This window comes from Flaviramulus multivorans, from assembly GCF_021728415.1.
Lineage (GTDB): Bacteria > Bacteroidota > Bacteroidia > Flavobacteriales > Flavobacteriaceae > Sabulilitoribacter > Sabulilitoribacter multivorans.
In genome coordinates, this window is record NZ_JAKKDV010000004.1 from 26,222 (window position 1) to 50,541 (window position 24,320).

At 31.9% G+C, this 24,320-nt stretch carries 24 protein-coding genes; 10 read left to right on the forward strand and 14 right to left on the reverse strand.

Features of this window, described 5'->3' with window-relative positions; genetic code table 11:
* On the forward strand, positions 1 to 732 hold the full coding sequence (gene porT / locus L3X39_RS10025) for a type IX secretion/gliding motility protein PorT/SprT (protein WP_237231653.1): 732 nt from the start codon (positions 1 to 3) through the stop codon (positions 730 to 732).
* 3 nt (positions 733 to 735) lie between these two features.
* On the opposite strand, the gene L3X39_RS10030 is transcribed toward porT, so the two are convergent.
* Complete coding sequence (locus L3X39_RS10030) at positions 736 to 1,455, reverse strand: TrmH family RNA methyltransferase (protein WP_237231654.1); 720 nt, start codon at positions 1,453 to 1,455, stop codon at positions 736 to 738.
* A 213-nt stretch (positions 1,456 to 1,668) separates the two neighbouring features.
* Between L3X39_RS10030 and tamL the strand changes: the two genes are divergently transcribed.
* The 5 genes from tamL (at position 1,669) to L3X39_RS10055 (ending at position 9,339) form a co-directional block, all read left to right on the forward strand.
* Positions 1,669 to 4,164 carry a translocation and assembly module lipoprotein TamL gene (tamL, locus tag L3X39_RS10035; RefSeq protein ID WP_237231655.1) on the forward strand — a complete coding sequence of 832 codons (2,496 nt, stop codon included), beginning with the start codon at positions 1,669 to 1,671 and terminating at the stop codon, positions 4,162 to 4,164.
* 122 nt (positions 4,165 to 4,286) lie between these two features.
* Complete coding sequence (gene fbaA / locus L3X39_RS10040) at positions 4,287 to 5,354, forward strand: class II fructose-bisphosphate aldolase (protein ID WP_237231656.1); 1,068 nt, start codon at positions 4,287 to 4,289, stop codon at positions 5,352 to 5,354.
* Between the two features lie 293 nt (positions 5,355 to 5,647).
* Positions 5,648 to 6,505, forward strand: a complete 858-nt coding sequence (gene accD / locus L3X39_RS10045) for an acetyl-CoA carboxylase, carboxyltransferase subunit beta (RefSeq protein WP_237231657.1) — start codon at positions 5,648 to 5,650, stop codon at positions 6,503 to 6,505.
* Positions 6,506 to 6,634: 129 nt separating this feature from the next.
* A complete protein-coding gene (gene rpsO, locus L3X39_RS10050) occupies positions 6,635 to 6,904 on the forward strand; it encodes a 30S ribosomal protein S15 (protein WP_237231921.1) in 270 nt (89 codons plus the stop codon).
* Between the two features lie 185 nt (positions 6,905 to 7,089).
* Positions 7,090 to 9,339 (forward strand): polyribonucleotide nucleotidyltransferase, encoded by a 2,250-nt coding sequence (locus L3X39_RS10055; RefSeq protein ID WP_237231658.1) that lies wholly within the window; start codon positions 7,090 to 7,092, stop codon positions 9,337 to 9,339.
* Between the two features lie 72 nt (positions 9,340 to 9,411).
* Here L3X39_RS10055 and L3X39_RS10060 read toward each other — a convergent pair whose 3' ends face one another.
* The 8 genes from L3X39_RS10060 to L3X39_RS10095 all read right to left on the reverse strand — a co-directional run bounded on the left by L3X39_RS10060 (position 9,412) and on the right by L3X39_RS10095 (position 15,541).
* Positions 9,412 to 9,906, reverse strand: coding sequence for a hypothetical protein (locus L3X39_RS10060; RefSeq protein ID WP_237231659.1), 495 nt, complete (start codon positions 9,904 to 9,906; stop codon positions 9,412 to 9,414).
* Positions 9,907 to 10,263: 357 nt separating this feature from the next.
* Positions 10,264 to 10,659: a hypothetical protein gene (locus tag L3X39_RS10065; RefSeq protein WP_237231660.1), complete on the reverse strand. Its 396-nt coding sequence runs from the start codon at positions 10,657 to 10,659 to the stop codon at positions 10,264 to 10,266.
* Between the two features lie 112 nt (positions 10,660 to 10,771).
* Entirely contained in the window at positions 10,772 to 11,542 is a 771-nt protein-coding gene (locus L3X39_RS10070) for an SDR family NAD(P)-dependent oxidoreductase (protein WP_237231661.1), read from the reverse strand.
* Between the two features lie 2 nt (positions 11,543 to 11,544).
* Positions 11,545 to 12,525, reverse strand: coding sequence for an NAD-dependent epimerase/dehydratase family protein (locus tag L3X39_RS10075; protein WP_237231662.1), 981 nt, complete (start codon positions 12,523 to 12,525; stop codon positions 11,545 to 11,547).
* Positions 12,522 to 13,199, reverse strand: coding sequence for a CPBP family intramembrane glutamic endopeptidase (locus tag L3X39_RS10080; protein ID WP_237231663.1), 678 nt, complete (start codon positions 13,197 to 13,199; stop codon positions 12,522 to 12,524). The genes L3X39_RS10075 and L3X39_RS10080 overlap by 4 nt, the downstream gene beginning before the upstream one ends.
* Positions 13,196 to 13,888, reverse strand: coding sequence for a DUF6134 family protein (locus L3X39_RS10085; RefSeq protein WP_237231664.1), 693 nt, complete (start codon positions 13,886 to 13,888; stop codon positions 13,196 to 13,198). The genes L3X39_RS10080 and L3X39_RS10085 overlap by 4 nt, the downstream gene beginning before the upstream one ends.
* 133 nt (positions 13,889 to 14,021) lie before the next feature.
* On the reverse strand, positions 14,022 to 15,161 hold the full coding sequence (locus L3X39_RS10090; RefSeq protein WP_237231665.1) for a helix-turn-helix domain-containing protein: 1,140 nt from the start codon (positions 15,159 to 15,161) through the stop codon (positions 14,022 to 14,024).
* A 227-nt stretch (positions 15,162 to 15,388) separates the two neighbouring features.
* Positions 15,389 to 15,541, reverse strand: a complete 153-nt coding sequence (locus tag L3X39_RS10095; protein WP_237231666.1) for a hypothetical protein — start codon at positions 15,539 to 15,541, stop codon at positions 15,389 to 15,391.
* Between the two features lie 136 nt (positions 15,542 to 15,677).
* Between L3X39_RS10095 and L3X39_RS10100 the strand changes: the two genes are divergently transcribed.
* The 4 genes from L3X39_RS10100 to rpe all read left to right on the forward strand — a co-directional run bounded on the left by L3X39_RS10100 (position 15,678) and on the right by rpe (position 18,995).
* Positions 15,678 to 16,676 (forward strand): hypothetical protein, encoded by a 999-nt coding sequence (locus L3X39_RS10100; RefSeq protein ID WP_237231667.1) that lies wholly within the window; start codon positions 15,678 to 15,680, stop codon positions 16,674 to 16,676.
* 63 nt (positions 16,677 to 16,739) lie between these two features.
* The gene (locus tag L3X39_RS10105) at positions 16,740 to 17,114 is read left to right on the forward strand and encodes a hypothetical protein (protein ID WP_237231668.1); all 375 of its coding nucleotides are present in this window, start codon (positions 16,740 to 16,742) and stop codon (positions 17,112 to 17,114) included.
* 209 nt (positions 17,115 to 17,323) lie between these two features.
* Entirely contained in the window at positions 17,324 to 18,187 is an 864-nt protein-coding gene (locus tag L3X39_RS10110) for a sigma-70 family RNA polymerase sigma factor (RefSeq protein WP_237231669.1), read from the forward strand.
* Between the two features lie 145 nt (positions 18,188 to 18,332).
* Positions 18,333 to 18,995 (forward strand): ribulose-phosphate 3-epimerase, encoded by a 663-nt coding sequence (gene rpe / locus L3X39_RS10115; RefSeq protein WP_237231670.1) that lies wholly within the window; start codon positions 18,333 to 18,335, stop codon positions 18,993 to 18,995.
* Here the strand turns inward: rpe and L3X39_RS10120 are convergent.
* The 5 genes from L3X39_RS10120 to L3X39_RS10140 form a co-directional block, all read right to left on the reverse strand.
* Entirely contained in the window at positions 18,992 to 19,843 is an 852-nt protein-coding gene (locus L3X39_RS10120; protein WP_237231671.1) for a zinc-dependent peptidase, read from the reverse strand. The genes rpe and L3X39_RS10120 overlap by 4 nt on opposite strands.
* Before the next feature lie 132 nt (positions 19,844 to 19,975).
* On the reverse strand, positions 19,976 to 21,256 hold the full coding sequence (locus L3X39_RS10125; protein ID WP_237231672.1) for an alginate export family protein: 1,281 nt from the start codon (positions 21,254 to 21,256) through the stop codon (positions 19,976 to 19,978).
* A gap of 126 nt (positions 21,257 to 21,382) precedes the next feature.
* Positions 21,383 to 22,213, reverse strand: coding sequence for an ABC transporter ATP-binding protein (locus L3X39_RS10130; RefSeq protein WP_237231673.1), 831 nt, complete (start codon positions 22,211 to 22,213; stop codon positions 21,383 to 21,385).
* 9 nt (positions 22,214 to 22,222) lie between these two features.
* Positions 22,223 to 23,071, reverse strand: coding sequence for an ABC transporter ATP-binding protein (locus L3X39_RS10135; RefSeq protein WP_237231674.1), 849 nt, complete (start codon positions 23,069 to 23,071; stop codon positions 22,223 to 22,225).
* Between the two features lie 121 nt (positions 23,072 to 23,192).
* On the reverse strand, positions 23,193 to 24,299 hold the full coding sequence (locus tag L3X39_RS10140) for an ABC transporter permease (protein WP_237231675.1): 1,107 nt from the start codon (positions 24,297 to 24,299) through the stop codon (positions 23,193 to 23,195).
* Positions 24,300 to 24,320 lie beyond the last annotated feature (21 nt).

Genomic DNA, 24,320 nt, shown 5'->3' on the forward strand with positions numbered 1-24,320 from the left:
ATGAAGCATTTTTTTGCATTACTCTCATTTTTATTTATAATACATACTTCTGATGCTCAGCTTTTTAAAAAAGAAAAAGTAACTTATGATGCTAATCAAGGAAGAGGTTCTACCGATAACAAATTACTACGTTGGGGTTATTTTTTAGGAATTAGTAATTACGATTTTAACTTTGACTATAACGAAGATTTACGTGATATTTATGTAAAACGAAGCCCTGGTTTTAATGTAGGTTTAATAGGGAATCTGCGCATAAATAGCTTTATAGATTTACGTTTAGAACCTGGTTTGCTTATTACCACAAGGGAGTTATATTATAGTCAAACCTATTTTAACGGTATACCGAATGTTAACAGTTCAGATTTAATTAGAGAAGTAAAATCTACATATATTCATATTCCATTGCTTGTGAAAATCTCAACAAAGCGTATCAATAATTTTAAACCCTTTATTGTTGGTGGTTTCTCTACAGCTTTAAACTTGTCAAGTAACGAAGACAACCCAGAAGACAATAGTAGCGGACAGTTTAGAACCACAAAAAACTCTATATTTTACGAACTAGGATTTGGTATTGATTTGTATTTATACAACTTTAAGTTTACACCCTCTATTCGTGGACTTTTTGGAATTAATGACGAATTAGTAAGAGATAAAGACCCTAACAGTCCTTGGACTAGTAATATTAACAGTATGAAAACTCGTGGGATTTTTGTGAATTTTACGTTTCAGTAAAACTTATCTCCTTTTAAACTCACTCAATAAAATAGCGGTTGCTGTAGCCACATTTAAACTTTCTGTACTTCGTAAATCGCCAAATCTTGGGATAGATATTTTTTCATTTATAATAGCCTCAACCTCTTTAGATATTCCATTAGCTTCATTACCCATTACTAAAACTCCTTCAGAAAGATTGTTCTTATTATAAACATTATCGCCTTCCATAAAAGCACCATAAATAGGTAAACTACTTTCTTTTAAAAAATCAACCAAATCTATATAACTAATGTTGACCCGCGTAATTGAACCCATAGTGGCTTGAATGACTTTTGGATTAAAACAATCAACCGTTTCATTGTTACATACCAAATCTTTTATTCCAAACCAATCACAAAGTCTGATAATGGTTCCTAAATTTCCTGGATCTCTAACAGCGTCTAAAGCTACAATAAGTCCATTTTTTATAATGGGTTTAGGCACAGGTATTTTAAAAATAGCAAGTGCTTTGTTAGGTGTTGTTAAAAAACTAATTCGTTTTAAATCCGATTCTGAAATTAAAACCTCCTTTTTGGCATCAATATTGAAGGTTTCTGTAGTATATAATGTTTGAAGCACAAAATGAGATTGCAACAATTCGTTGATTGTTTTAACCCCTTCAACAACAAAAAAGCCGTTTAGCTGTCTATATTTTTTTTGCTTTAATTGCGTTATTAATTTTATTTGACTTTTAGAAAGCATGCCTTCTTTTATAAATTTTTTATAAAGAAAAGAAAATATTAGTAAGATTAGCTTAATGATGATTTATTAAATATTTTTTTCGAATGAAATAATGTATTTTTGAGCTAATATTGAACACACAATTATAAATTAAACATAACACCCAAAAAACAAATTAACAATCGTTTTCATTTGGTAAAGCAACTCCCTAAAATATTAATTCTTATATGCTTTGTGCAGTTTTTTATATCTTGTGATGCTGTTAAACGAGTTAGTTATGACGAACATTTACTTACAAAAAACACCATTATTGTAGATGGAGAAAAGGATAACACCGAAACTTTAAATAATCTACTTTACCAACAACCTAACAGCAAAATTCCTTTTTTAAATATTCCACTTAGACTCCATATTTATAATATGGCGCGACCAAATATCGATTCAATAATTGATAGCAACTTAAACGAAAGACCTAATAAAAAAGAAAACTTAGAAAACTTTTTATCTAAAAAACAATTGAATAAGTACATTCAGTCTCGAAAAGATTTTAATGCTTGGATTAAAAAAACTGGTGAGGCTCCTATAATTGTTGATGAAGATAAAACCAAAAAATCAATTAATCGTTTAGAAAGCTACTATATCAATAATGGTTGGTTCAATACTGAAGCCACTTACGACATTAAAAAAAACGATAATAAACGTGCAGAAATTGAATATAATGTTAGAAAAGGCAATGCTTTTATTATTGATTCTATAACAGCAAATATTAAGTCTCCGATTGTTGATTCGCTTTATAAAAAAATTCAAAAGGAAACTTTCATAAAGAAAAACGAACAGTATAAAACTACTAACTTTAATGAAGAGCGTGATAGAATTTCAAGCGAGTTAAGAAACTCAGGAATTTATCATTTTAAAACTGATTATATAACTTTTGAAATGGATACTATAGGAACCAATAAAAAAGTTAATGTAGATATTAATATTCAAGACAGGGCTATTAGAACAGAAGATTCCATTAGGCACGAGCCTTTTAAAGTTTATACGATTAGAGACGTAAATATTGTAACCGATTATACTTTCGAAAATAGGAATAAACCCTTTCAAGACTCTATATATTACAATGGGTATAAAATATATAGCTACAATAAAATGCGCTACAGACCTAAAGCTATTTCTGATGCTATTTTTATAAATCCAGGAACTATTTTTAGAGATATTGATAGAACGCGAACCTATCGACACTTAAACGAACTGCGTACTTTTAAATACCCTAATATTGAATATATTGAAAATTCAGATAATACACTAACGGATACTATCAGACTAACACCTTTAAAAAAATTCAGCTTAGGTTTTAGTGCCGATGCGTCTCAAAGTAATATACAAACTATAGGCTTTTCATTAAACCCTAGCTTACTTATTAGAAATATATTTAGGGGTGCCGAAACACTTGAAATATCTGCTATTGGGTCTATAGGCGCCTCAAAAGATGGTAATAGAAATAATACTGAAGATCCTTTTTTTGACATTAATGAGTATGGTGTTGATTTAAAACTTACAATACCAAGAATATTTTCGCCGTTTTATACTGAAGGGCTCATCCCAAAGTACATGTCGCCAAATACTCGCATTAGTTTGTCCACTACCAGTCAAACTAATATAGGTTTAGATAAACAAACTTTAAGCGGTATTTTTAGCTACAACTGGCAACCTAATAAAAAAGTTTCAAACAGATTAGATTTGTTTAATATTCAATATGTTAGAAATTTAAATGTTGCAAATTATTTTGGTGTATATCAAAACTCCTTTAATGCTTTAAATCAAATAGCAAAAGATGTTAATTATATACCGACAGAGGATGATTTAACAATTCCAGATGGGGCTAATAATTTTATTAATTATGCTTTAGGAAACCCAACACCTAGCGAAATATCAACCACACAAGTAAAAACTATTAATGGCATTGATGAGCGTAAAGAAAGGTTAACCGAAAACAACTTAATTTTATCATCAAGCTTCAATTTTATAAATGACGAACGCACCAATTTGTTTGATGAAGATTTTTCAATATTCAGAGCTAAATTAGAACTTGCCGGTAATTTGTTGTCAAATGCTTCAAAGCTTTTTGGTTTAAAAAAGAATGATGCTAATCGTTATGAGCTTTTTAATGTTGCATATTCTCAATATGTAAAAACAGAATTAGACTATATTAAGCACTGGGATTTAGGTAGAAAAAATGTACTCGCCGTGAGGAGTTTTTTCGGAATAGCTATTCCTTATGGCAACTCAAACAGTATTCCGTTTTCTAAGAGTTTTTTTGGAGGTGGGCCCAATGATAATCGTGCTTGGTCAGCATATAGTTTAGGCCCTGGAAGCTCAGAAACCACAAATGAATTTAATGAGGCTAATTTAAAGCTAGCATTAAGTGCGGAACATCGTTTCAATATTTTTGAAAATCTTAATGGTGCATTATTTGTTGATGCTGGTAACATCTGGAATGTATTAGATAATGTGGAAGACGATCGTGCTACATTTGATAGCTTTAGCTCACTTGAAGATATTGCTGTAGGTTCTGGTTTTGGACTCCGTTACGATTTTAGTTTTTTCGTTTTCAGATTTGATGTAGGCTTTAAAACTTATGATCCATCTTATCAGGACCAAAACAGGTGGTTTAACGATTATAATTTTGCAAATGCAGTTTATAATATTGGAATAAACTATCCATTCTAAACTATTTACACTATAACGTTTTAGTGTCTTTTTAAATATTCAAAGCACAAAACAGCAACTACTTATTCAAAAATTAATTACTTTTGAACTTACTAAATACAAATCAAAATTAATTCAATAAAATGGGACATAATATAAAACCAGGAGTTGCCACAGGAAAAGAAGTACAAGCCATTTTTAATCATGCAAAAGCTAACAACTATGCATTACCAGCAGTAAATGTTATTGGTTCTGATACAATTAATGGTGTACTAGAAACCGCAAGAGATTTAAATGCGCCAGTAATTATTCAATTTTCAAATGGAGGTGCACAATTCAACGCTGGAAAAGGGTTAAGTAATGACGGTCAAAAAGCAGCTATCGCGGGTGCCATTGCAGGTGCAAAACATGTACATACATTAGCTGAGGCTTACGGTGTTCCTGTTATTTTACATACAGACCATTGCGCAAAAAAATTATTACCTTGGATTGATGGTTTATTAGATGCCAGTGAAAAACATTTTGCTGAAACTGGAAAATCATTATTCAGTTCCCATATGATTGACCTTTCAGAAGAACCCATTGAAGAAAATATTGAAATTTGTAAACAATACCTTAAGCGTATGAGCAAAATGGGTATGACTTTAGAAATTGAACTTGGTATAACTGGTGGTGAAGAAGACGGTGTTGATAATAGCGATGTTGATGATTCTAAACTTTACACACAACCAGAAGAAGTGGCCTACGCTTACGAAGAGTTAAGCAAGGTAAGCCCTCAGTTTACAATTGCGGCGGCTTTTGGTAATGTTCATGGTGTTTACAAACCTGGCAATGTAAAATTAACGCCAAAAATCTTAAAAAATTCTCAAGAGTATATTACTAAAAAATATGGTGTCGAGCATAATCATATTGATTTTGTATTCCATGGTGGTTCAGGTTCAACGGTTGAAGAAATTCGCGAAGGTATCAGCTACGGAGTAATCAAAATGAACATCGATACCGATTTACAATATGCCTTTATGAGCGGTATTCGCGATTATATGAATGCTAAAGCCGATTATTTAAAGGGACAAATAGGAAACCCTGATGGTGAAGATGTACCTAACAAAAAGTACTACGACCCTCGCGTATGGTTGCGAGAAGGTGAAAAAACGTTTGTTGAGCGTTTAAAAAAGGCATTTGAAGATTTGAACAACGTAAACACCTTATAAACTAGGTAAATTTACTACAAACATATCTTAAAAGGGTTCTGTTATTTTCAGAACCCTTTTTATTTACAGCTCTAATTATCAGATAATTAAAAGTTCCTAATTAATAAAATCGTTTGGGCGTTACCACAAAATTAAAAAAAGGTTTAATTTTGTAGTCAGGCTTTCGGCAGTCGCTTCCCGATAACAATCGGGTGAGCTTCAACAAATGCCTAAATCCTTAATGCAGTTTTTCGATGTCATGGAGTAAGTTTAGTCCAAAATCGTAAATTGTTAATCTAAAAACATAAAGCACTATGTCTTGGTTTAAAAGAAAAACAAAAGGTATAACAACCACAACAGAAGAAAAAAAAGACACCCCAAGAGGGCTCTGGTATAAATCTCCAACAGGAAAAATAGTAGATACAGAAGAGTTAGAAAAAAACTTCTACGTTAGTCCAGAAGATGGATATCATGTTCGTATAGGCAGTAGAGAATACTTCGAAATTCTTTTTGATGATAATAAATTTAAAGAATTAGATGCTAATTTAGAATCTAAAGACCCTTTAAAATTTGTTGATACCAAAAAATACCCAGACCGTTTAAAGGCAGCCCAAGAAAAAACCAAACTAAAAGACGCCGTGAGATGTGCAGTTGGTAAATCCAAAGGAAAAGATTTGGTAGTAGCTTGTATGGATTTTGCATTTATCGGTGGCTCAATGGGAAGTGTTGTTGGTGAAAAAATAGCACGAGCAGCAGATTATTCATTAAAAAATAAGATTCCTTTATTAGTTATTTCAAAATCTGGTGGTGCCCGTATGATGGAAGCAGCATTATCACTCATGCAATTGGCTAAAACATCGGTAAAATTAGCTCAATTAGCCGATGCTGGTATTCCATACATTTCATTATGCACCGATCCAACCACTGGTGGAACAACAGCTTCTTTTGCCATGTTAGGCGATATTAATATTGCAGAGCCTGGTGCCTTAATTGGTTTTGCAGGTCCAAGAATTGTAAGAGATACTACCGGTAAAGAATTACCTGAAGGTTTCCAAACCTCAGAGTTTTTATTAGAACATGGTTTCTTAGATTTTATTACACATCGTAAAGACCTAAAAGATAAAATAAATCAATATCTAGATTTAATATTAAATCAACCTTTAAGAGCATAAAACAAAAGCGACTAAATAGTCGCTTTTGTTTTTTTATATACTTCGTTTGCAAATCACTAAAAATTACTATATTTGCCGCTCGAAAGAAAACCTTTCGTATACATAAAAATCATTTACAATAATATTAGCATGTATTTAGAAAAAGAAGCAAAAGAAAAATTGTTTGCAAAACACGGTAAAGGAAAAAACGATACTGGTAGTGCAGAAGGGCAAATTGCGTTATTTACGCACAGAATTAATCACTTAACTGAACATTTAAAAAATAATCGTAAAGATTATAATACAGAGCGTTCGTTAGTGAAACTAGTAGGAAAGCGTCGTGCTTTACTAGATTACTTAACTAAGAAAGATATCTTAAGATATCGTGCCATAGTAAAAGAATTAGGATTAAGAAAATAATAAAAAGAGGCTTTTACAGCCTCTTTTTTGTTAAAATACAACTCTGCGTAGAGTATAAACACGTTTTGAAGAAGCTAATTACAGTTTTTCATTGGTCATACAACAACTACACACAACAACACAACGACCATTGTTTAACATTGTTCCGACATGGAAAAATTCGTCGGAACTAGAATTAAAAATTTATGATTCCAAAGACATTTAAAGAGGTCATTGACCTTGGTGACGGTAGAGAAATCTCTATTGAAACCGGAAAATTAGCAAAACAGGCACATGGTTCTGTTGTTGTGCAATCTGGAAAATGTATGCTTTTGTGTACAGTTGTTTCCAACTACCAACAAAGTGATGTTGACTTTTTACCGCTAACGGTAGATTATCGAGAAAAATTTGCTGCGGCCGGACGATACCCAGGCGGTTTCTTTAAAAGAGAAGCTAGACCAAGTGACGGTGAAGTTTTAACTATGCGCTTAGTAGACAGAGTATTACGCCCATTATTCCCAAAAGATTATCATGCTGAAACACAAGTGATGATTCAGTTGATGTCTCACGACGAAGATGTGATGCCAGATGCTATGGCTGGATTAGCAGCATCAGCAGCTATTCAATTATCTGACATTCCTTTTGAAACTCCAATATCTGAAGCAAGAGTTGGTCGTATCAATGGAGAATTCATTATCAATCCAACGCAATCACAATTATTAGAATCTGACATTGATATGATGATTGGTGCTAGTGCTGATTCAGTGATGATGGTTGAAGGTGAAATGGATGAGATTTCAGAAGAAGAAATGGCAGAAGCAATTAAGTTTGCGCATGAAGCCATTAAAGTTCAATGTGCTGCTCAAGTTAAATTAGCTGAAGCTTTTGGTAAAAAAGAAACACGTGAATATGAGCCTGAAAGAGAGGATGAAGATTTAGCGAAAAAGATTCACGATATGGCATACGATAAAGTATATGCTGTAGCCAAAGCGGGTTCCTCAAAGCATGAAAGAGGTGCTGCTTTTTCAGAAATTAAAGAAGAAATAAAAGCTGCCTTTTCTGAAGAGGAACTAGAAGATTTTGGTGGTTTAGTATCAAAATATTATAGTAAAGCAGAAAAAGCTGCCATTAGAGATTTAACCTTAAATGAAGGTTTACGTTTAGACGGACGTAAAACTAATGAAATTAGACCTATTTGGTGTGAGGTAGATTATTTACCTTCTACACACGGTTCATCAATCTTTACACGTGGGGAAACTCAAGCATTAGCAACTGTTACTTTAGGTACATCTAGAGAAGCTAACCAAATAGACATGCCATCTTTTGAAGGTGAAGAGCGTTTCTATTTACATTATAACTTCCCTCCTTTTTCAACGGGTGAAGCACGTCCTTTAAGAGGAACGTCTCGTCGTGAAGTAGGTCATGGAAATTTAGCACAACGTGCTTTAAAGGGCATGGTTCCTGAAGACTTCCCTTATACAGTACGTGTGGTTTCAGAAGTTTTAGAATCTAACGGTTCTTCTTCTATGGCTACTGTTTGTGCAGGTACAATGGCGCTTATGGATGCTGGTGTTACACTAAAAAAGCCCGTTTCTGGTATAGCTATGGGCTTAATCACAGATTTAGAAACTGGAAAATATGCGGTTCTATCCGATATTTTAGGTGATGAAGATCATTTAGGTGATATGGACTTTAAAGTTACTGGTACCGCAGACGGTATTACGGCTTGCCAAATGGATATAAAAGTAAAAGGATTGAGTTACGAAATTCTTGTAAATGCTTTAAAACAAGCTCGAGAAGGTCGTTTACATATCTTAGAAAAATTAACTGATACCATTGCTGCTCCTGCTGCTGATGTAAAACCTCATGCGCCTAAAATGATAACCAGAAGAATTCCAAATGAATTTATTGGTGCGTTAATTGGTCCTGGTGGAAAAGTGATTCAAGAGTTACAAAAAGAAACAGGAACTACTATTGTTATTAATGAAGATCTGGTGACTGAAGAAGGTATTGTTGAAATCTTAGGGGTTGGTCAAGATGGCATTAATGTCGTTTTAGCTAAAATTGATTCGTTAATGTTTAAACCAGAAGTTGGAGGCACTTACGAAGTAAAAGTTATTAAAATGCTAGATTTTGGTGCCGTTGTTGAATATACACAGGCTCCAGGAAATGAGGTTTTATTACATGTTAGTGAATTGGCTTGGGAACGTACTGAAAATGTTTCTGATGTTGTTAATATGGGAGATGTTTTTAACGTGAAGTATTTTGGTGTAGACCCAAAAACGCGTAAAGAAAAAGTGTCTCGTAAGGCTTTACTAGAAAAACCAGAAGGTTATGTAGCTAGACCGCCAAGAGATAATAATCGTGGTGGACGTGATAACCGAGGTAGAGATAATCGTGGACGTGACAACCGTCGTGATGATAGAAGACCTAGAGAGGATAAGAAAGAGGATTAATTCTAATTCTCTATTAATTTAATAAGAAAAGTCTGCTAATTTTAACTTAGCAGGCTTTTTTTATTATAAAATCTAATTTTTTTGTCTCAAAACATCAAACTTGCCTTCTTCAACAGAGCGCTGTCCGAGATAGTCTTGTTCAGCGGTAAATTCAAATACCCCAACAACTCTTTCTCCATCAATCTTAGTAATAGTAACGTATCCCTCAACCGAAAAATAGTCTACTGTAGGTCCATCATTGTTTTGATCAAAAAAATCAAAAGGATCTCCAAAGGTTAAAGTTGCGCTATATGCATCTTCGCTAAAATTATAGGTGCCAATTGCCGGAGGAACTTGCATTGAAATACCTATTTCACTATCGTCGTTATAACCATATATAAGGATTATATCATCAATCCCATTAAAGGGAGCTCCATAAATTGCAGGCAAAATTCTTTGAATTCCATCAATTCTGGCCTCCAAAACTCCATACTCATTTCGCGCTGGCTCTTCTACTCCATCTTTGCTACAATTGGTAAAAACAAAAAATGAAATGGCTAAAAGAAAAGTTTTAACTCGTGCATTCATAATTATTTAATTATTGGTTAATAGATTTTTTTTTTAGCATCCTATATCATAACTTTTTTAAAAGTAATATTACCGAATGCATCATTTGTATAGGACCGTTTTTATATCTTACAGTACTCAAAAACTGCTTAAAATACTCAAACAAACTTTAATCTCTAATCGTTGTTGTCTGAACAACTATATCTATATAAAAAATATCCAGTATTTAAGGATTTTCATATATAAAACTGATATATTTTTATATTTCCTTGGAAATCCTGTGGCACGATATCCTTTCTCTATCAGAGTAATCATTGTATTTTATTTATACCTAATAATCCACTTGCACCTGTCTCTAGAATATTTTTCATAATTCCATTAAAATTTATAAACGACAGATACTTTCATTTGATAAGCATTAGCCTCTCCAAAATTATTATTAAATTTTAGCATTCCAATATTATAAAAAGCCCGAATCTTTATCTTTTTATTCGGCCTCCATCCTACTTTTGCATTAAATCCAAAATCAAAATCGTTATACATATCTTGCCATTTTAAATTAGGCGCAACTGTATTGAACATTTTAGCAAAGAGCCCTCCTAATTGAGGTGACATAGTTAAATCTATCCACTTAAATAACTTCAATGTATTATCTATGCTAAAGTTGTTGGATATGTTATCAGACATATGTAAATCAGTGATTTGTCTTTGATTTTGAGACTGAATCAGGTTCATCATTAAAACAAATACAAAAGTTATAAAAAGTGTTCTCATCTTAATTTTATTTAGGCTGGTTGTCTTATACAAATTTGCCTTATCTATATATAATTGGTGTCCGAGATTATATTTTATGGATGATTTAGGACATATCAAGACACTTTCAAACTCAAACAACGTTGGCCGTGAGTCTATTCTTAATGAATGCTGGAATGATACTATCCAAAAACATAAAAATCTTATTCATAGCTCCAGGAATAATAACTTCTTTTCCTTTAAAAAAATCATTAAGTGTTATTCTTGCAGCTTCCTCAGGATTCAAAATGGAGCTTCTTGAAACATGGTTTAACTTTCTGTTTTGTAAACATAATTTTGATGTAGTATTCATACCTCCAGGGCAAACAATAGACACTGATATTCCATATCGTTTTAATTCTTTTCTTAAACTTTTAGAAAAAGATAATAGATAAGCTTTGGTTCCTCCATAAACTTGTTTTCTTGGTAAATGAAAAAAACTAGCCATACTGCTTACGTTTAAAATTCCTGATGGTACATTTGTTTTAAAATCATCCAAAAATAATTTTGTTAGTAAGGTTGGTGTTGCCACATTTACTTTAATCTGAGTTAAAAAGTAATCCTCGGTCATATCTTCAAACAAACCATTACTTAGCATTCCAGCATTATTTATTAGGTATTTTATTGAAATCCCTTTTCTTTTCATTTCAATATATAGGCGTAAGCAATTCTTTTTTGAGCTTAAATCCATCTCAAAAAATGAAACATCAATTCTAAAATTAGATGTTAAAAAATCACTTAATTGTTCCAATCCCGAATTCGGTAGTGCCACCAACACTAAGTTCATAGATTTTTTTGCATGTTCAATTGCCAATGCTCTTCCAAAACCTTGACTGGCTCCCGTTATTAAAGTATAGCCTTTCATTTTTAAATTTTTAAGTGATTAATTGTTGTCGTTAAACCTCGATTCAAAGATGTAACTTGGTAGCCCAAGTCATTTAACGCCTTTTCTGATGATGCTACCCTATTCACAAATAATGTGTCCAACACTTTTAAGGTAATTCCTGATTGGACACCTAAAAGTCTTTTTAATAGATTTACAAACGAAAAACTCATTTTTATTAAACCATAGTTAACTTTTACAATTTTTATTTTGCTTTTTGTTATGCTTTTAATAGCTCCAAAAAGAGTTTCATAGCTTGCATTTTCTCCACCTATAATATATTTACCGGTAGAGTTTACTTTCTTCATTGCCAATATATGAGCATTGACAACATCATCTATAAAAACATAATTTGTAGTAATATCGAGTTTTGAAGGGACCACTAAAAAATCGTTCTTCGCTATTTTTGAAATAAGCGTATTAACCCCACTAGTGAACGTTTTTAAACCAGGTCCATATACCCTGGATACATTTAAGATAGCACAAGGCAATCCTTTTTTAATATATGTAAATACCAACTCTTCAGAAATACCTTTAGTCAACTCATAATCATTAGAAAAAGAGATCAATCGAGGTTGATTTTCTGTGATGGGTATGCGTTTATAAGAAGGTCCATGAACGGCAAGTGTACTGGTATAAATAACCTTCTTAATCTGATGTTTTAATGAAGCTTTCAATATGTTTTCAGTACCCAATACATTGGCATCATAAAAATTATCTAGTTTTTTACATTTCAAATTTGTGTAAGCTGCTGCATGAAAAACATAGTCGCAACCTTCTATTCCTTTTTCTACAGATTCATAATCGCAGATATCTCCCTTTACAGGAATTATGTTATTATGACTAGGAATTTTATCTGAGTTTAAATTTCTTACTAACGCAATAACTGTATAGTTTTCATTGGCTAGTTTTAATGCTAATTGATGACCAACATAACCTGTTGCTCCTGTTACAAATACTTTCATGATGTTATTTTGTTTTTTAAGGTTAGATAATAAAACACCGAAATCTCATAAACAGCCGATAAGGCAAGATGTATTAAAAAGGCATACCAAATACTGTTTGTGAGATAGGTAAATAGGCATAAAACAACTCCAAAAGGAATGGCCCCAATGATTTCTTTTTTAGAATCAAAAATGTGAATGATTACATATAAAATGGTGCTATATAATATGGCTATAGAAAGTGAAGTATGTTCTAAAAACTTAAATAACAAGACTCCTCTAAAGAAAAATTCATAACATAATAAAAATGAAAACCTTATTATAAAATAGAACCACGCATTTGAAAAATTATACTGATTAATTTGAGTTTCTTGAAAATCTTGTTGCTTTTGAATGCTTAAATGTGATACAAAAGCCGAAAGGAATAAGATTACAATAAAAGGTAGTAACACCTCTAATCTTGGAATTTCAATAGTATTAACCAGGTATTTTAATTCCGGAATTGAAATGTATGAAAGCACCCCGAAAAGCACAATACCGAGTAGGTGTTTTAAATTCAATAACCGCAATCCGTTGGTTGATAATAATGCTGTATATAGATTATTAACTCCTAACTTTTTGTACACCAAACTAACAACAAAATAGGTGGTAAAAATCACTACAATTAGTGTCCATATAATGGATATATTATTCATGATTTTACTGGAATTAAGGTTACATTAAATAAGGTGCTTACGGCTTCAACTTTGATACATTTTCCATTGTTATAATGAAAAATATTATGCTTGCCGCTTGAAAAATCAACTTTATATTTACCACCACCTAAAGCATTTACCGTTACCATTTCTTTTAAATTGTCACAAAAAACAGTATTAATGCCAAGGGGCTCATCAAAATAAAGTGTTATAAGATTTTGCTTTATTACATTGAAGTTTAAGGTTTCAAGACGTTCATCAGATTGAAGATTATACTGTCCGTCTTGAAATATTATTTTATGATTGACTTTCGTTTTATTATTAAGGGTGCGGAATACTGAAGAATAAACTAATAATCCCTTTTTATATATTGATTTTTCTTTCCCTGTAATATTAAACTTCAGAAGAAACTTTGTCTTAATATTACTTTCTAGATTATAAACTATAGAATCTTCAAAACTGTTTTTACTAATTTTGATGGTTCCAATAACTTCGTTATTCTTTACTACGTGATATTTAAGTGCCTTACTACTACTTATACTAGTAAAGGCAAAAGAACAGGCTATTACCGCAAAGAATAAAACAGATTTTAACTTGAGTGCAAGTTTGTTTAAGGTTTCGCTTCCTTTTGAAGGATCAGATTTTCTTTTAAATCTTCTAATAAGGTATAAAATCAGTGCAGGAATCATAACTAATAGTTTTTAGATTATTTTTATTTAATCGTAAAATTATTAGCAATTAGAAGTACTAATATCCAAGATACTCTAGAATGTAAAAATCAGGATGTCCAACGATAATTTCGGACAATTAAAAAGTGAAAAATTAAAATTTATCGCGATAACTACTTGGTGTCTCAGAAGTAAATTTTTTAAAGGCTGAATAAAAAGTTGATTTAGAGTTAAAACCGCATTCTAGTCCTATAGCTACAATAGTATATTCGCTAAATTCACCTTTTGATAGAAATTTTTTTGCCTGCTCTACGCGTAAAGAATTAACAAAATCTGAAAAATTATAATTACTATAAGTGTTTATTAATTTTGAAAAGTGACTTTTGCTAATTCCCAATTCATCCGTTATAGTTTCCATGCTTAACAACGGATTGAGGTAAAGTTTGTTTTTAACAATATGGGTTTTTATAGCTTCAAACTCTTTTTGGTGCTTTATGTTTAGTGTATTTTCTTTTTGATTTGATAATTCATCGTGACTAGCAGAAATTAACATCTTATTAGTCTCTAAAGTACTTCTTAAAAAAATACGATCTTGTACCACATTGTATTTGTAAAACCCCTGATAACCTATCCAATACAATAAAATTGATGTGCCAAGTCTTAGTGGAATATAAGCCATTTCATTTCCGGTAGTGCTTTTCACTATTACGGCAAAAACCCAAAAAAATAAAATGATTACTCCAAACCTAATAAACCATTTAATCCAATTTAAATCGTCAAAATTTAAAATATACTCAAGCAAACTATGTTTTTTAAATATGATTAGGCATGTATTAACAAATAGAAAAACACAATAAAAAAGATTAAATATTTCCTCGATTCTTGTATATCTTTCAATTAAGGAATCATCTAAATCTGGAACTTCATAAAAGACATAAGAAATTAAGCATAATCTTATAATAATTTCTATAGTAAAAATTATGAAAGTGAATTTAATAAAATCATTTACCTTGTGCTCTATTTTTAAAAAATGGGTGACAAATGCATAAAACATTGGAAATATAAGAACATACCAAGGCACTTCTAATTGCTGAATTAAAAATAAATCTGAAATAAATCCATTATCAATTAGCCACCGTTGTAAGTTGTTGAGAGAAATGAACAGAACCACTAAGTTTAAAAATATGATTACTTTACCAAACTTTTTTTTAACAAATATGGTTACAAGGTTAAATCCAAATCCTTGAATAACCCCAGCAATTAGTAAAAAATTGATAATTGAAACTATATCCATTCAGTACGATTAAAAAAAACAGAATGCCCTAGAGACCTTCTAAAATCGATTAAAATCAAACTATTAATAATACAAAGGAGAATACTAAACTTACTTAAGACGAATATAACAAAAAAAGATTTTTTTCAACGCTATATCATCTATAATTACCTTTATTTCAAAATAATACGATTATTTTCAGGTTGAAGTTATCTGGATACTTTAGATGCTATGCGTTTAATAAAAAATCAAGCTCTTGACAGTTGTGGCTTGTTGTTTACTAAACCTATTTTAGAGCGGAGTTTAGTTTGTTTTTGAGATTCATTTAATATTAAATAATAGATATACCCATCTAAAAGCCTATCTATAAAAGTTTTCGGAAACATATTATTCGTTTTCATGATTCTCTGATTATTTATTCATTAGTCAAAAATAATTGTAATATTTAATAACACATATGAGAAATTGTCTATAAAATGAATTATTTTTCTTAATTTTCACAAAACGGACATAAACCTGCTTGCAATACCTCAAAAAATGCAAGATTTATTTATACAATATTTAAAGACCAAAGTAAAAGATAATACTTCCTTTGCTGAAGAAATAGCTAGTGTTTTAGATATTGGTTATGATGCGGCATACAGAAGAATTAATCAAAAAACTAGTATATCATTAGAAGAAGGTGTAAAACTAGCAAAACACTATAACATTTCATTAAACAGGCTTTATGAAGTTGGAAGTCAAAATACAATACTTACAGAGCTATCACCAAGAATAAATAATGTTGAAGGCTTGGAGGAATGGCTTAAGCAGTCATTAATTAATCTCGAACCGTTAACAAAAATCAAAAAAGCTACACTTATATATGCAGCAAAAGATATCCCAATTTTTCATTCACTTACAGATACACATTTAACCCGTTTTAAGATGTTTGTATGGATAAAAGATGTGGATTTAAATTTAACAACCTCAAAAGTTAATTATGAGAATTTTATAGAGGCTTTACCAAAATCTCTACTCAATGCCGCTTATTTGTTGGGCAATGTCTACAAAAACATTAATATAACTGAAATATGGAGCGAAAATACCATGACAGGCTCATTTCAACAGGTCTTATATTATTATGAAGCTGGGTTACTATCTAAAGAAAACGCACTAAAAATCTGCAATGATTTTGAAGATGTTATAAATCATACAGAAAAACAAACTATTCTTCAAAGCCATATTGGATCAAACAATAAAGCTGCATACAGCTTATATAAATCGGAGTTACACCCCTTAAACAACACTCTTATGGTAGTAACACCATTTAAAAAAATATTTTTTTCTCCATATACCGTATTAAACTATTTTAAGGTTGAGCATCAAGAAACATGTGAACATATCTATGACTTTTTGCAAAAGCAAATGTCAAACTCCAAACTATTAGCTAACACTGGCGAGAGAGATAGATCCGTATTTTTTAAAAAACTACATATTAAATTAGGACTCCTTAGAGAACGTATTGAAATCGATGAAAAAATGTCTTTCCTTTAACATATAACCGTTAAAACCTGTTAAAAATTTGCTTTTCTATTGATTTTCATTATATTACAAGTTATGATACATGAAGACAAAGAAAAATACTCCGACATTTTAGAAAATTCTATTTCGTATTTAGAAAACCACGGCTATGAAAATATTAAAGCCGATATGGATGGTTATGAAACGCCAAAATCTTATCACAAAGCGGGCAGCGATATAAGTATTACTCCGGATATTGTTGCAATTAAAGAAGGTAGAAAGCATTATTTTGACATTAGCCTAAAATCTGAAAAACCAAAATTATTAAAATCTAAATGGTTGTTTTTAAACACACTTAGTAACCTAAAATCATCCCGATTTAGATTAATAACTGCGCGTGGACATTATAAGTTTACTGAAGACATGCTGGAAAGCATAAACTTATCACACAAAAATTTAATAAAAATTTAGTGCGTTTTCTATGGTGCATTATCGATAGAAGTGGCATCCTTTTATTTTTTAAATAAAAGATATAACGAATAGCGTGACCTTTTTAAAATTTTTAAGTCTTAAAAAGGGGATGCCAAAATATTTTTTAATTTTTTTGTAACAAAATCTCTTATTTATACGTATAACTACTGAATAACAATATTCATTTTAAACTTACAGGAGAACTTTAGATGAGACAACTTAAAATTACGAAGCAGGTAACTAATAGAGAAACGGCTTCGTTAGACAAATATCTTCAAGAAATTGGAAAAGTTGACTTAATTACCGCAGACGAAGAAGTAGAATTAGCACAACGTATTAAGGCTGGAGACCAAAGAGCTTTAGAAAAATTGACTAAAGCGAATTTACGTTTTGTTGTATCGGTAGCTAAGCAATATCAAAACCAAGGTTTAACATTACCTGATTTAATTAATGAGGGTAATTTAGGTTTAATTAAAGCAGCTCAACGTTTTGATGAAACACGTGGTTTTAAATTCATTTCTTATGCTGTATGGTGGATTCGTCAATCGATTCTTCAAGCTTTGGCTGAACAATCTCGTATTGTACGTTTACCTTTGAATAAAATTGGTTCTATTAATAAAATTAATAAAACATTTGCGTTTTTAGAGCAAAGTCATGAGCGTCCGCCAAGTGCTGAGGAGATTGCAAAGGAATTGGATATGACTATTAATGACGTTAAAGAGTCAATGAAAAACTCTGGCCGTCACGTAAGTATGGATGCGCCATTAGTAGAAGGTGAAGACTCTAACTTATACGATGTATTAAATAGTGGAGAATCTCCAAACCCAGATAAAGAACTATTACACGAATCATTACGTACTGAAATTGAACGTGCATTGGAGACATTAACACCTCGTGAAGCAGATGTTATTCGTTTATATTTTGGTTTAGGAAACCAACACCCGATGACTTTAGAAGAAATTGGTGAAACGTTTGATTTAACACGTGAGCGTGTAAGACAAATAAAAGAAAAAGCTATTCGTAGATTAAAACATACGTCTAGAAGTAAAATATTAAAAACCTATTTAGGATAGTAATTTTTAAGTGAAAATTACGACTAAATTACCGTAACAAACAGTTACACATAACTGTTCGTTTTTTGATTGATGAAAGAACCCCCGGCTGATTACCGGGGGTTTATTTTTTCTATATTTGCAGTGTTCAACTTAAAAAACACAAATGAGTTCTAAATTAATTGCACCATCAATTTTAGCTGCAGATTTTGCAAACCTTCAACGTGATATAAACATGGTAAACCAAAGTGAAGCAGATTGGTTTCACATAGATATCATGGATGGCGTATTTGTACCGAATATTTCTTTCGGCATGCCTGTTTTAAAAGCTATTTCTGAGCATGCTAAAAAAACAATAGATGTTCATTTAATGATAGTTGACCCTGATAGATATATAAAAACCTTTGCTGAATTAGGTAGTAACGTGTTAACTGTACATTATGAAGCATGCACTCACTTGCATAGAACTTTACAAGCTATTAAAGCTGAAGGCATGAAAGCCGGTGTTGCATTAAACCCGCATACAAATATTAGTGTTTTAGAAGATACAATTAACGATATAGACTTAGTTTGTTTAATGAGTGTTAACCCTGGTTTTGGTGGACAAAGCTTTATTGAAAACACTTATAATAAAGTAAAACAACTTAAGGACCTAATAACTCGCAAGGGAGCTTCAACACTTATTGAAATTGACGGCGGTGTTACTAATAAAAATGCTAAACAGCTGGTTGATGCTGGTGCAGATGTATTAGTTGCTGGTAGTTATGTTTTTAAAAGCAAACACCAAATGGATACGATAAAAGATTTGAAGGCTCTTGCAAATTCTTAATAACCCGCAACGTTAAAATTTAGCATTTGCTTAATTTTACTATAAACCTGTGGAAATTGTAGCTTGAAATCTCTTGGAGTTTCAATAAAATTTTCAATAGCTACTGCCAAAAACTCGAATTGGTTAGTATAGGCATATTCCCTAAAATATTCCGAAGATGATATGTTACTTCGTAATGCCTCATTCTTTGAAAGCATTATGGAAAATTCCTTAAAAGTATCACTAAAAATAATCGAACTCACGTCGCGCTCTTTGATACTATTTATATGTATGGCATGGGTAAACTCATGAATACCTAAATTTAAATTATCTTTCCCATCAGCAAAGCCTTCCTTAAAATCTTCCCAAGACAACACTAATGCTCTTAATTTTGGATTAAATTCTCCCTTATGATAATTTTCATTTGTATTAGAATAAAATTTACTTGGGTAAACAACGATTCTAGAAATGATTCCGACGTAAAAATCTCGAAAACCGAATGTGAGCATTACTGCTGTGGCAGAAATTAAGACTTTAATTTCATCAGTAATTATAATCCCTTCCCTTCCAATAAAATCTTTATCCTTAATAAATAATACCAAACGGTGTTCGAAATATTTTTTCTCCTTCGCTGAAAGTTTCCTATAAAATGAAAACTGATTTTCTAAAATAGACTTTTGATTGTTTTTTAATTTTTTTAAACGTAAGTAGAAGTGATTATATAATGGTTTTTTATGACGTAAAACATAACCCATTTCTATCAGTTTAAATCCATAATGAAGGATAATAATAGTCATGACAACCAGAAACCCTGCAAGGATTAATTGGCTTGCTAAATTAAATTCTTTAAATAATAAAGTTACCAGCATTGTAAATATAACGTGTTTTTAAAATTTAAATTATTGTAATTTTAAAACAAAAAACTCAAACTTATGCCAAAAACCATGGTTTAAGTTTGAGTTTAAAATACTGGTTATTTTTTAACTATAATAAAATTTTATTTAATTGTTAGAGTTATTCAAAAACTTTGGTTTAATAACTAACATAGCCCAAGCCCAATTTTGACCACTGGCTGCAGCACTTTCAGCAATTCCTTTTAACTCGTACATACCATCGCTAGCAAACATTTGAGAATATCCAGCAACCAAAGCATATCCTTTAAATTGCTTTTTGAATACAAGATCGATTTCAGTTCCTAACGATTTTTCCCCGCTTGCAAGTTCTTGCTCTCCACTAAAATTTAGTGCTTTTACCATTAAGCTAGAAGTTTCGCTTAATTTAAAGTTGGCGCTAACATGAATATCTACTAAGCCAATAGAGTTTGCATGATTACCTACATAGAAATAATCCATAAATCCGTTAAACTTATGATTGGTTCCATATAATGGGAAGAATGCACCTGTTTCACCGGTATCAGCATCGTTACCACTAATTATTTCAACTCCGGCGCCTAATCCAACCTTAGGAGATGCTTTATAGGTTAATTCAAGACCTAATAAATGTGCCCCTTTTACATCTACTTCACCTTGTCTTTTACCGGTTTGGATAAATGCATTAAGTGCAGCACCAAAACTTCCTTTTTTATAATTTAAATGCGTTCCTAAAGTTTGTAAATTACTTACACCATCAGGGTCGCTATTCGTATCAAACTCTTGAAAACCATTGTTCATGAGTAATAAACTTCCTGAAAAGTTTTTCCAAGACTGTTTTAAATATGCATATTGCATGGTTTTATAAGTAAAGAACCCTGTTGTATTGTAGGCAGTCCCTTCATTAATAAAGCCAGTTGGGTTAGAATAATCCTGACTAAATGCAAGAGCAACATCTAACATAAATTTATTTTTTTGATATTTAATTAATGCAGCATCATGATTACGCCCTTGTTGTGCCCAATCTAAACCACCTAAAATACGCTGATCATCATAAGAAAGTATTTGTCGTCCTAATTTAGTAGACCAACCAGAACCAAAATTAATTTCTGCCCATGCTTGAAAAATAGCAAAAGAGTTGTTTTGGTCGTAAGGTAAAATTTGTCTGTTTTCACCCCAAACCAATACATCTTGCATACTTAAATAAAATTCGTAAGCTTCTGTTTTGTAGCCCGCATTTAAACGTGCTCTTGTAGAAATACCAAATCCTGCATCGGCATCGTCTGCAATTAAACTTCCAAATCCGTTTCTATATTCTGTTCGTGGTCTAAATTCACCATCTAAAGTAAACTGTGCTTGTGCAAATTGAACTATCAATACCATCAAGCCTATTAATACATATTGTTTTTTCATTGTTACTTGTTTTTAAATTTGAGTTATTATTAATTCTTTATTTTTTAAATTTTGATTGTAGCTATCCTATGATTATAAAAAATCGACTCTTTCATAACCTCATTTATGCCTTTATTTTTATGCTAATTAATGCTCTAAGAAGTCAATTAAATGTTTTCTGTATTTGTAATAATCGTCGTGCTCTAGTACAGATTTACGAGTTCTTGGTCTTTCAAAATCTATATTTAAAACATCACCAATTTTGGCTTTTGGTCCGCTAGTCATCATCACAACGCGATCTGCTAAAAATATGGCCTCGTCAACGTCGTGTGTAATCATTACAGCTGTAATTTTTTCTTTGTTCCAGATTTCGATAAGTATATCTTGAAGTTCCCCACGAGTAAGAGAATCTAGCATTCCGAAGGGTTCATCTAACAATAAAACTTTAGGTTTAATTGCAAATGCTCTTGCTATACCAACACGTTGCTGCATCCCTTGCGATAAATCTGAAGCGCGTTTATTAAAAGAATCTTCTAAACCTACTTTCTGCAAATAGTATTTTGCGATATCGTTTCGTTGTTTTTTGGTAGCATCAGGAAACACTTGGTTAACACCTAAAAGCACATTTTGTAGCGCTGTCATCCAAGGCATTAAACTAGGCGCCTGAAAAATAACACCTCTATCAGGTCCAGGACCTTTTATATGTTTACTTAAAACCGATATATTTCCTCCTGAAATTGGGTTTAATCCAGCTATCATTGAAAGCATCGTGGTTTTACCGCAACCTGAATGCCCAATAATAGTTACAAATTCTTCTTTTTTAATTTGAAGATTTAAATCTTCGAGAACCACGTAATCCCCTTTTGGCGTTGGATAAACTTTTTTTAAGTTTTTTAAATCTAGCATCACTTCAGACGATGGAAACAATCCATTTTCAGTAAGTGTTACATTTGCTTTATCTTTTATAATAGTTGCCATTTGCTTCGATTATTTAAATTGATTAACAAAATCTTTCGGACTTAAATCTGGAAGTATAAACTCTTCCGAAGCTTCCAATTTTCGTTCATTACCTATGTCCATTAAATATTCAATAATGGCATTTCTAGTTTTCTTAAAATTGGCATTATCGTTCATTTCGGTTTTATCACGAGGCCTTTCAATATCAATCTTAAACTCAGGTCCTAAAGTTGCATTTGGACCGGGTCTTAGGGGAATAATACGATCTGCCATATAAATACCTTCATCAACATCATTGGTAATCAATAACGCAGTACGCTTTTCTTTCCCCCAAATATTAAGTATTTCATCTTGCAGATTCCCTCGAGTTAAAGCATCTAAGGCTCCAAGAGGTTCGTCCATAATAATCATTTCAGGTTTCATGGCTAAAGCCCTAGCTACAGCAACTCGCTGTCGCATTCCTCCTGAAAGTTCTTTAGGTCTTTTATTTATAGCAGGTGTTAAACTTACCATTTCAACATATTCGGCAACAATTGCGTTTAACTCGTTTTTACTTTTTTTAGGGAACGCCTCTTTAACTGCCATAAACACATTTTGTCCAACAGTTAACCACGGCAAAAGCGAGTAATTTTGAAAAATAACACCACGCTCATGGCTCGTGCCTTGTACTGGTTCACCTTTAAATAAAACCTCGCCACTTGTAGGCTCTAACAAACCGTTAATTAAATTTACCAAGGTTGTTTTTCCGCTTCCTGTAAAACCAACAATCGCTACAAATTCACCTTCGTAAATCGATAAATTTATATTCGAAAGTACCTCGGTTGCGTGCTCGTCTTGTCCGTAAGTTTTATAAATATTATTTAATTCTAAGTATGCCATTTTTCTAATTTTTATATGGGCGTTACCCCAAGGGTCGGGATTTATGCAACAAGTCCTCGCACTTCCTTCGTCAGGCTGTGGGCTTTTCTCTGCAATCCCTAACGCGTATTTGTAACTCTATTTAAATTGCATCCGTTTTATCAAAACTTACCCAGTTTTGTATGGTTAACATCAATCGGTCTAATAAAAACCCAATAATTCCAATAACAAACATGGCAACAATAATTTTCGCATTAGAGTCATTTGCACCATTTTGGAATTCCTCCCAAACAAAGAGTCCTAATCCAGGACTTTGTGCCAATAATTCAATGGCAATTAAAACCATCCACGCTACAGATAATGTAATTTTTAAACCTGTAAAAATTAATGGTAAAGACGATGGTAATACCACTTTAAATATCTTCTGAAATGGTCCTAACTTTAATACTTTGGCAACGTTTATATAATCCTTATCTACAGATGATACTCCCATCGCAGTGTTCACTAATGTGGCCCACATAGAACATAAACCAACACTAATAAACGAAATGGTAAACGAGCTATCTTCATTAGAGTCGATTAATAATGTTTTTACAATCATAAAAACTAACAGATACCAAACTACAGGCGAAACGGGTTTAAAAATTTGAATAAACCAATTAAATGAACTTTTCAACGTTGGACTTAACCCTATAAATATTCCCAAAGGAACAGCAATAACTAATGCCAATAGAAATCCGGCAAATACAGTTTTTAAACTTCTAAATATTTGATCAACAAACGATGGTCTTCCCGTATAAGTAATTGCATCTTTACCTTCAGCAATACGTTTTTCATTTAAAGCTGCCGTTTTTTCAATAAATGCAGCTTTATCCGCACTAATTATGTTGTGGTCTCTTAATAAAGATTTATAAGAATCCCAAACCTGCGCTGGCGATGGCAGCGTGTTAGGTTTACAACTTACATCTCCCGAAGCAATGCATTCACGCATAGCTTCGGCAGCTGCAGGACCTTGATCGTTTAGTGCTTTTTCAATTTTAAACTCTGCTTCTATGTTATATAAAGATTGAGACCCCATATGCCAGAGTCCAATAAATAAAAGTACGGAAGCAAGTGGTACGACTACTTTACGTAAGAAGTTAATAAAATCTTCTTTTTCTAGCTTCCCAGTGAATAAGTCTTTTAAAGTACTTAAGAAACCTAATCCCATAAATTTGGTGACTTTTCCTAATGTTATGCTTTGCTTCATGACTTTAATTTTTAGTTAAGC

Bases quoted from the DNA above. Each gene is read 5' to 3' on its own strand.
- porT (WP_237231653.1), top strand. From the start codon at position 1: ATGAAGCATTTTTTTGCATTACTCTCATTTTTATTTATAATACATACT.
- L3X39_RS10030 (WP_237231654.1), bottom strand. From the start codon at position 1,455: ATGCTTTCTAAAAGTCAAATAAAATTAATAACGCAATTAAAGCAAAAA.
- fbaA (WP_237231656.1), top strand. From the start codon at position 4,287: ATGGGACATAATATAAAACCAGGAGTTGCCACAGGAAAAGAAGTACAA.
- accD (WP_237231657.1), top strand. From the start codon at position 5,648: ATGTCTTGGTTTAAAAGAAAAACAAAAGGTATAACAACCACAACAGAA.
- rpsO (WP_237231921.1), top strand. From the start codon at position 6,635: ATGTATTTAGAAAAAGAAGCAAAAGAAAAATTGTTTGCAAAACACGGT.
- L3X39_RS10055 (WP_237231658.1), top strand. From the start codon at position 7,090: ATGATTCCAAAGACATTTAAAGAGGTCATTGACCTTGGTGACGGTAGA.
- L3X39_RS10060 (WP_237231659.1), bottom strand. From the start codon at position 9,906: ATGAATGCACGAGTTAAAACTTTTCTTTTAGCCATTTCATTTTTTGTT.
- L3X39_RS10065 (WP_237231660.1), bottom strand. From the start codon at position 10,659: ATGAGAACACTTTTTATAACTTTTGTATTTGTTTTAATGATGAACCTG.
- L3X39_RS10070 (WP_237231661.1), bottom strand. From the start codon at position 11,542: ATGAAAGGCTATACTTTAATAACGGGAGCCAGTCAAGGTTTTGGAAGA.
- L3X39_RS10075 (WP_237231662.1), bottom strand. From the start codon at position 12,525: ATGAAAGTATTTGTAACAGGAGCAACAGGTTATGTTGGTCATCAATTA.
- L3X39_RS10080 (WP_237231663.1), bottom strand. From the start codon at position 13,199: ATGAATAATATATCCATTATATGGACACTAATTGTAGTGATTTTTACC.
- L3X39_RS10085 (WP_237231664.1), bottom strand. From the start codon at position 13,888: ATGATTCCTGCACTGATTTTATACCTTATTAGAAGATTTAAAAGAAAA.
- L3X39_RS10090 (WP_237231665.1), bottom strand. From the start codon at position 15,161: ATGGATATAGTTTCAATTATCAATTTTTTACTAATTGCTGGGGTTATT.
- L3X39_RS10095 (WP_237231666.1), bottom strand. From the start codon at position 15,541: ATGAAAACGAATAATATGTTTCCGAAAACTTTTATAGATAGGCTTTTA.
- L3X39_RS10100 (WP_237231667.1), top strand. From the start codon at position 15,678: ATGCAAGATTTATTTATACAATATTTAAAGACCAAAGTAAAAGATAAT.
- L3X39_RS10105 (WP_237231668.1), top strand. From the start codon at position 16,740: ATGATACATGAAGACAAAGAAAAATACTCCGACATTTTAGAAAATTCT.
- L3X39_RS10110 (WP_237231669.1), top strand. From the start codon at position 17,324: ATGAGACAACTTAAAATTACGAAGCAGGTAACTAATAGAGAAACGGCT.
- rpe (WP_237231670.1), top strand. From the start codon at position 18,333: ATGAGTTCTAAATTAATTGCACCATCAATTTTAGCTGCAGATTTTGCA.
- L3X39_RS10120 (WP_237231671.1), bottom strand. From the start codon at position 19,843: ATGCTGGTAACTTTATTATTTAAAGAATTTAATTTAGCAAGCCAATTA.
- L3X39_RS10125 (WP_237231672.1), bottom strand. From the start codon at position 21,256: ATGAAAAAACAATATGTATTAATAGGCTTGATGGTATTGATAGTTCAA.
- L3X39_RS10130 (WP_237231673.1), bottom strand. From the start codon at position 22,213: ATGGCAACTATTATAAAAGATAAAGCAAATGTAACACTTACTGAAAAT.
- L3X39_RS10135 (WP_237231674.1), bottom strand. From the start codon at position 23,071: ATGGCATACTTAGAATTAAATAATATTTATAAAACTTACGGACAAGAC.
- L3X39_RS10140 (WP_237231675.1), bottom strand. From the start codon at position 24,299: ATGAAGCAAAGCATAACATTAGGAAAAGTCACCAAATTTATGGGATTA.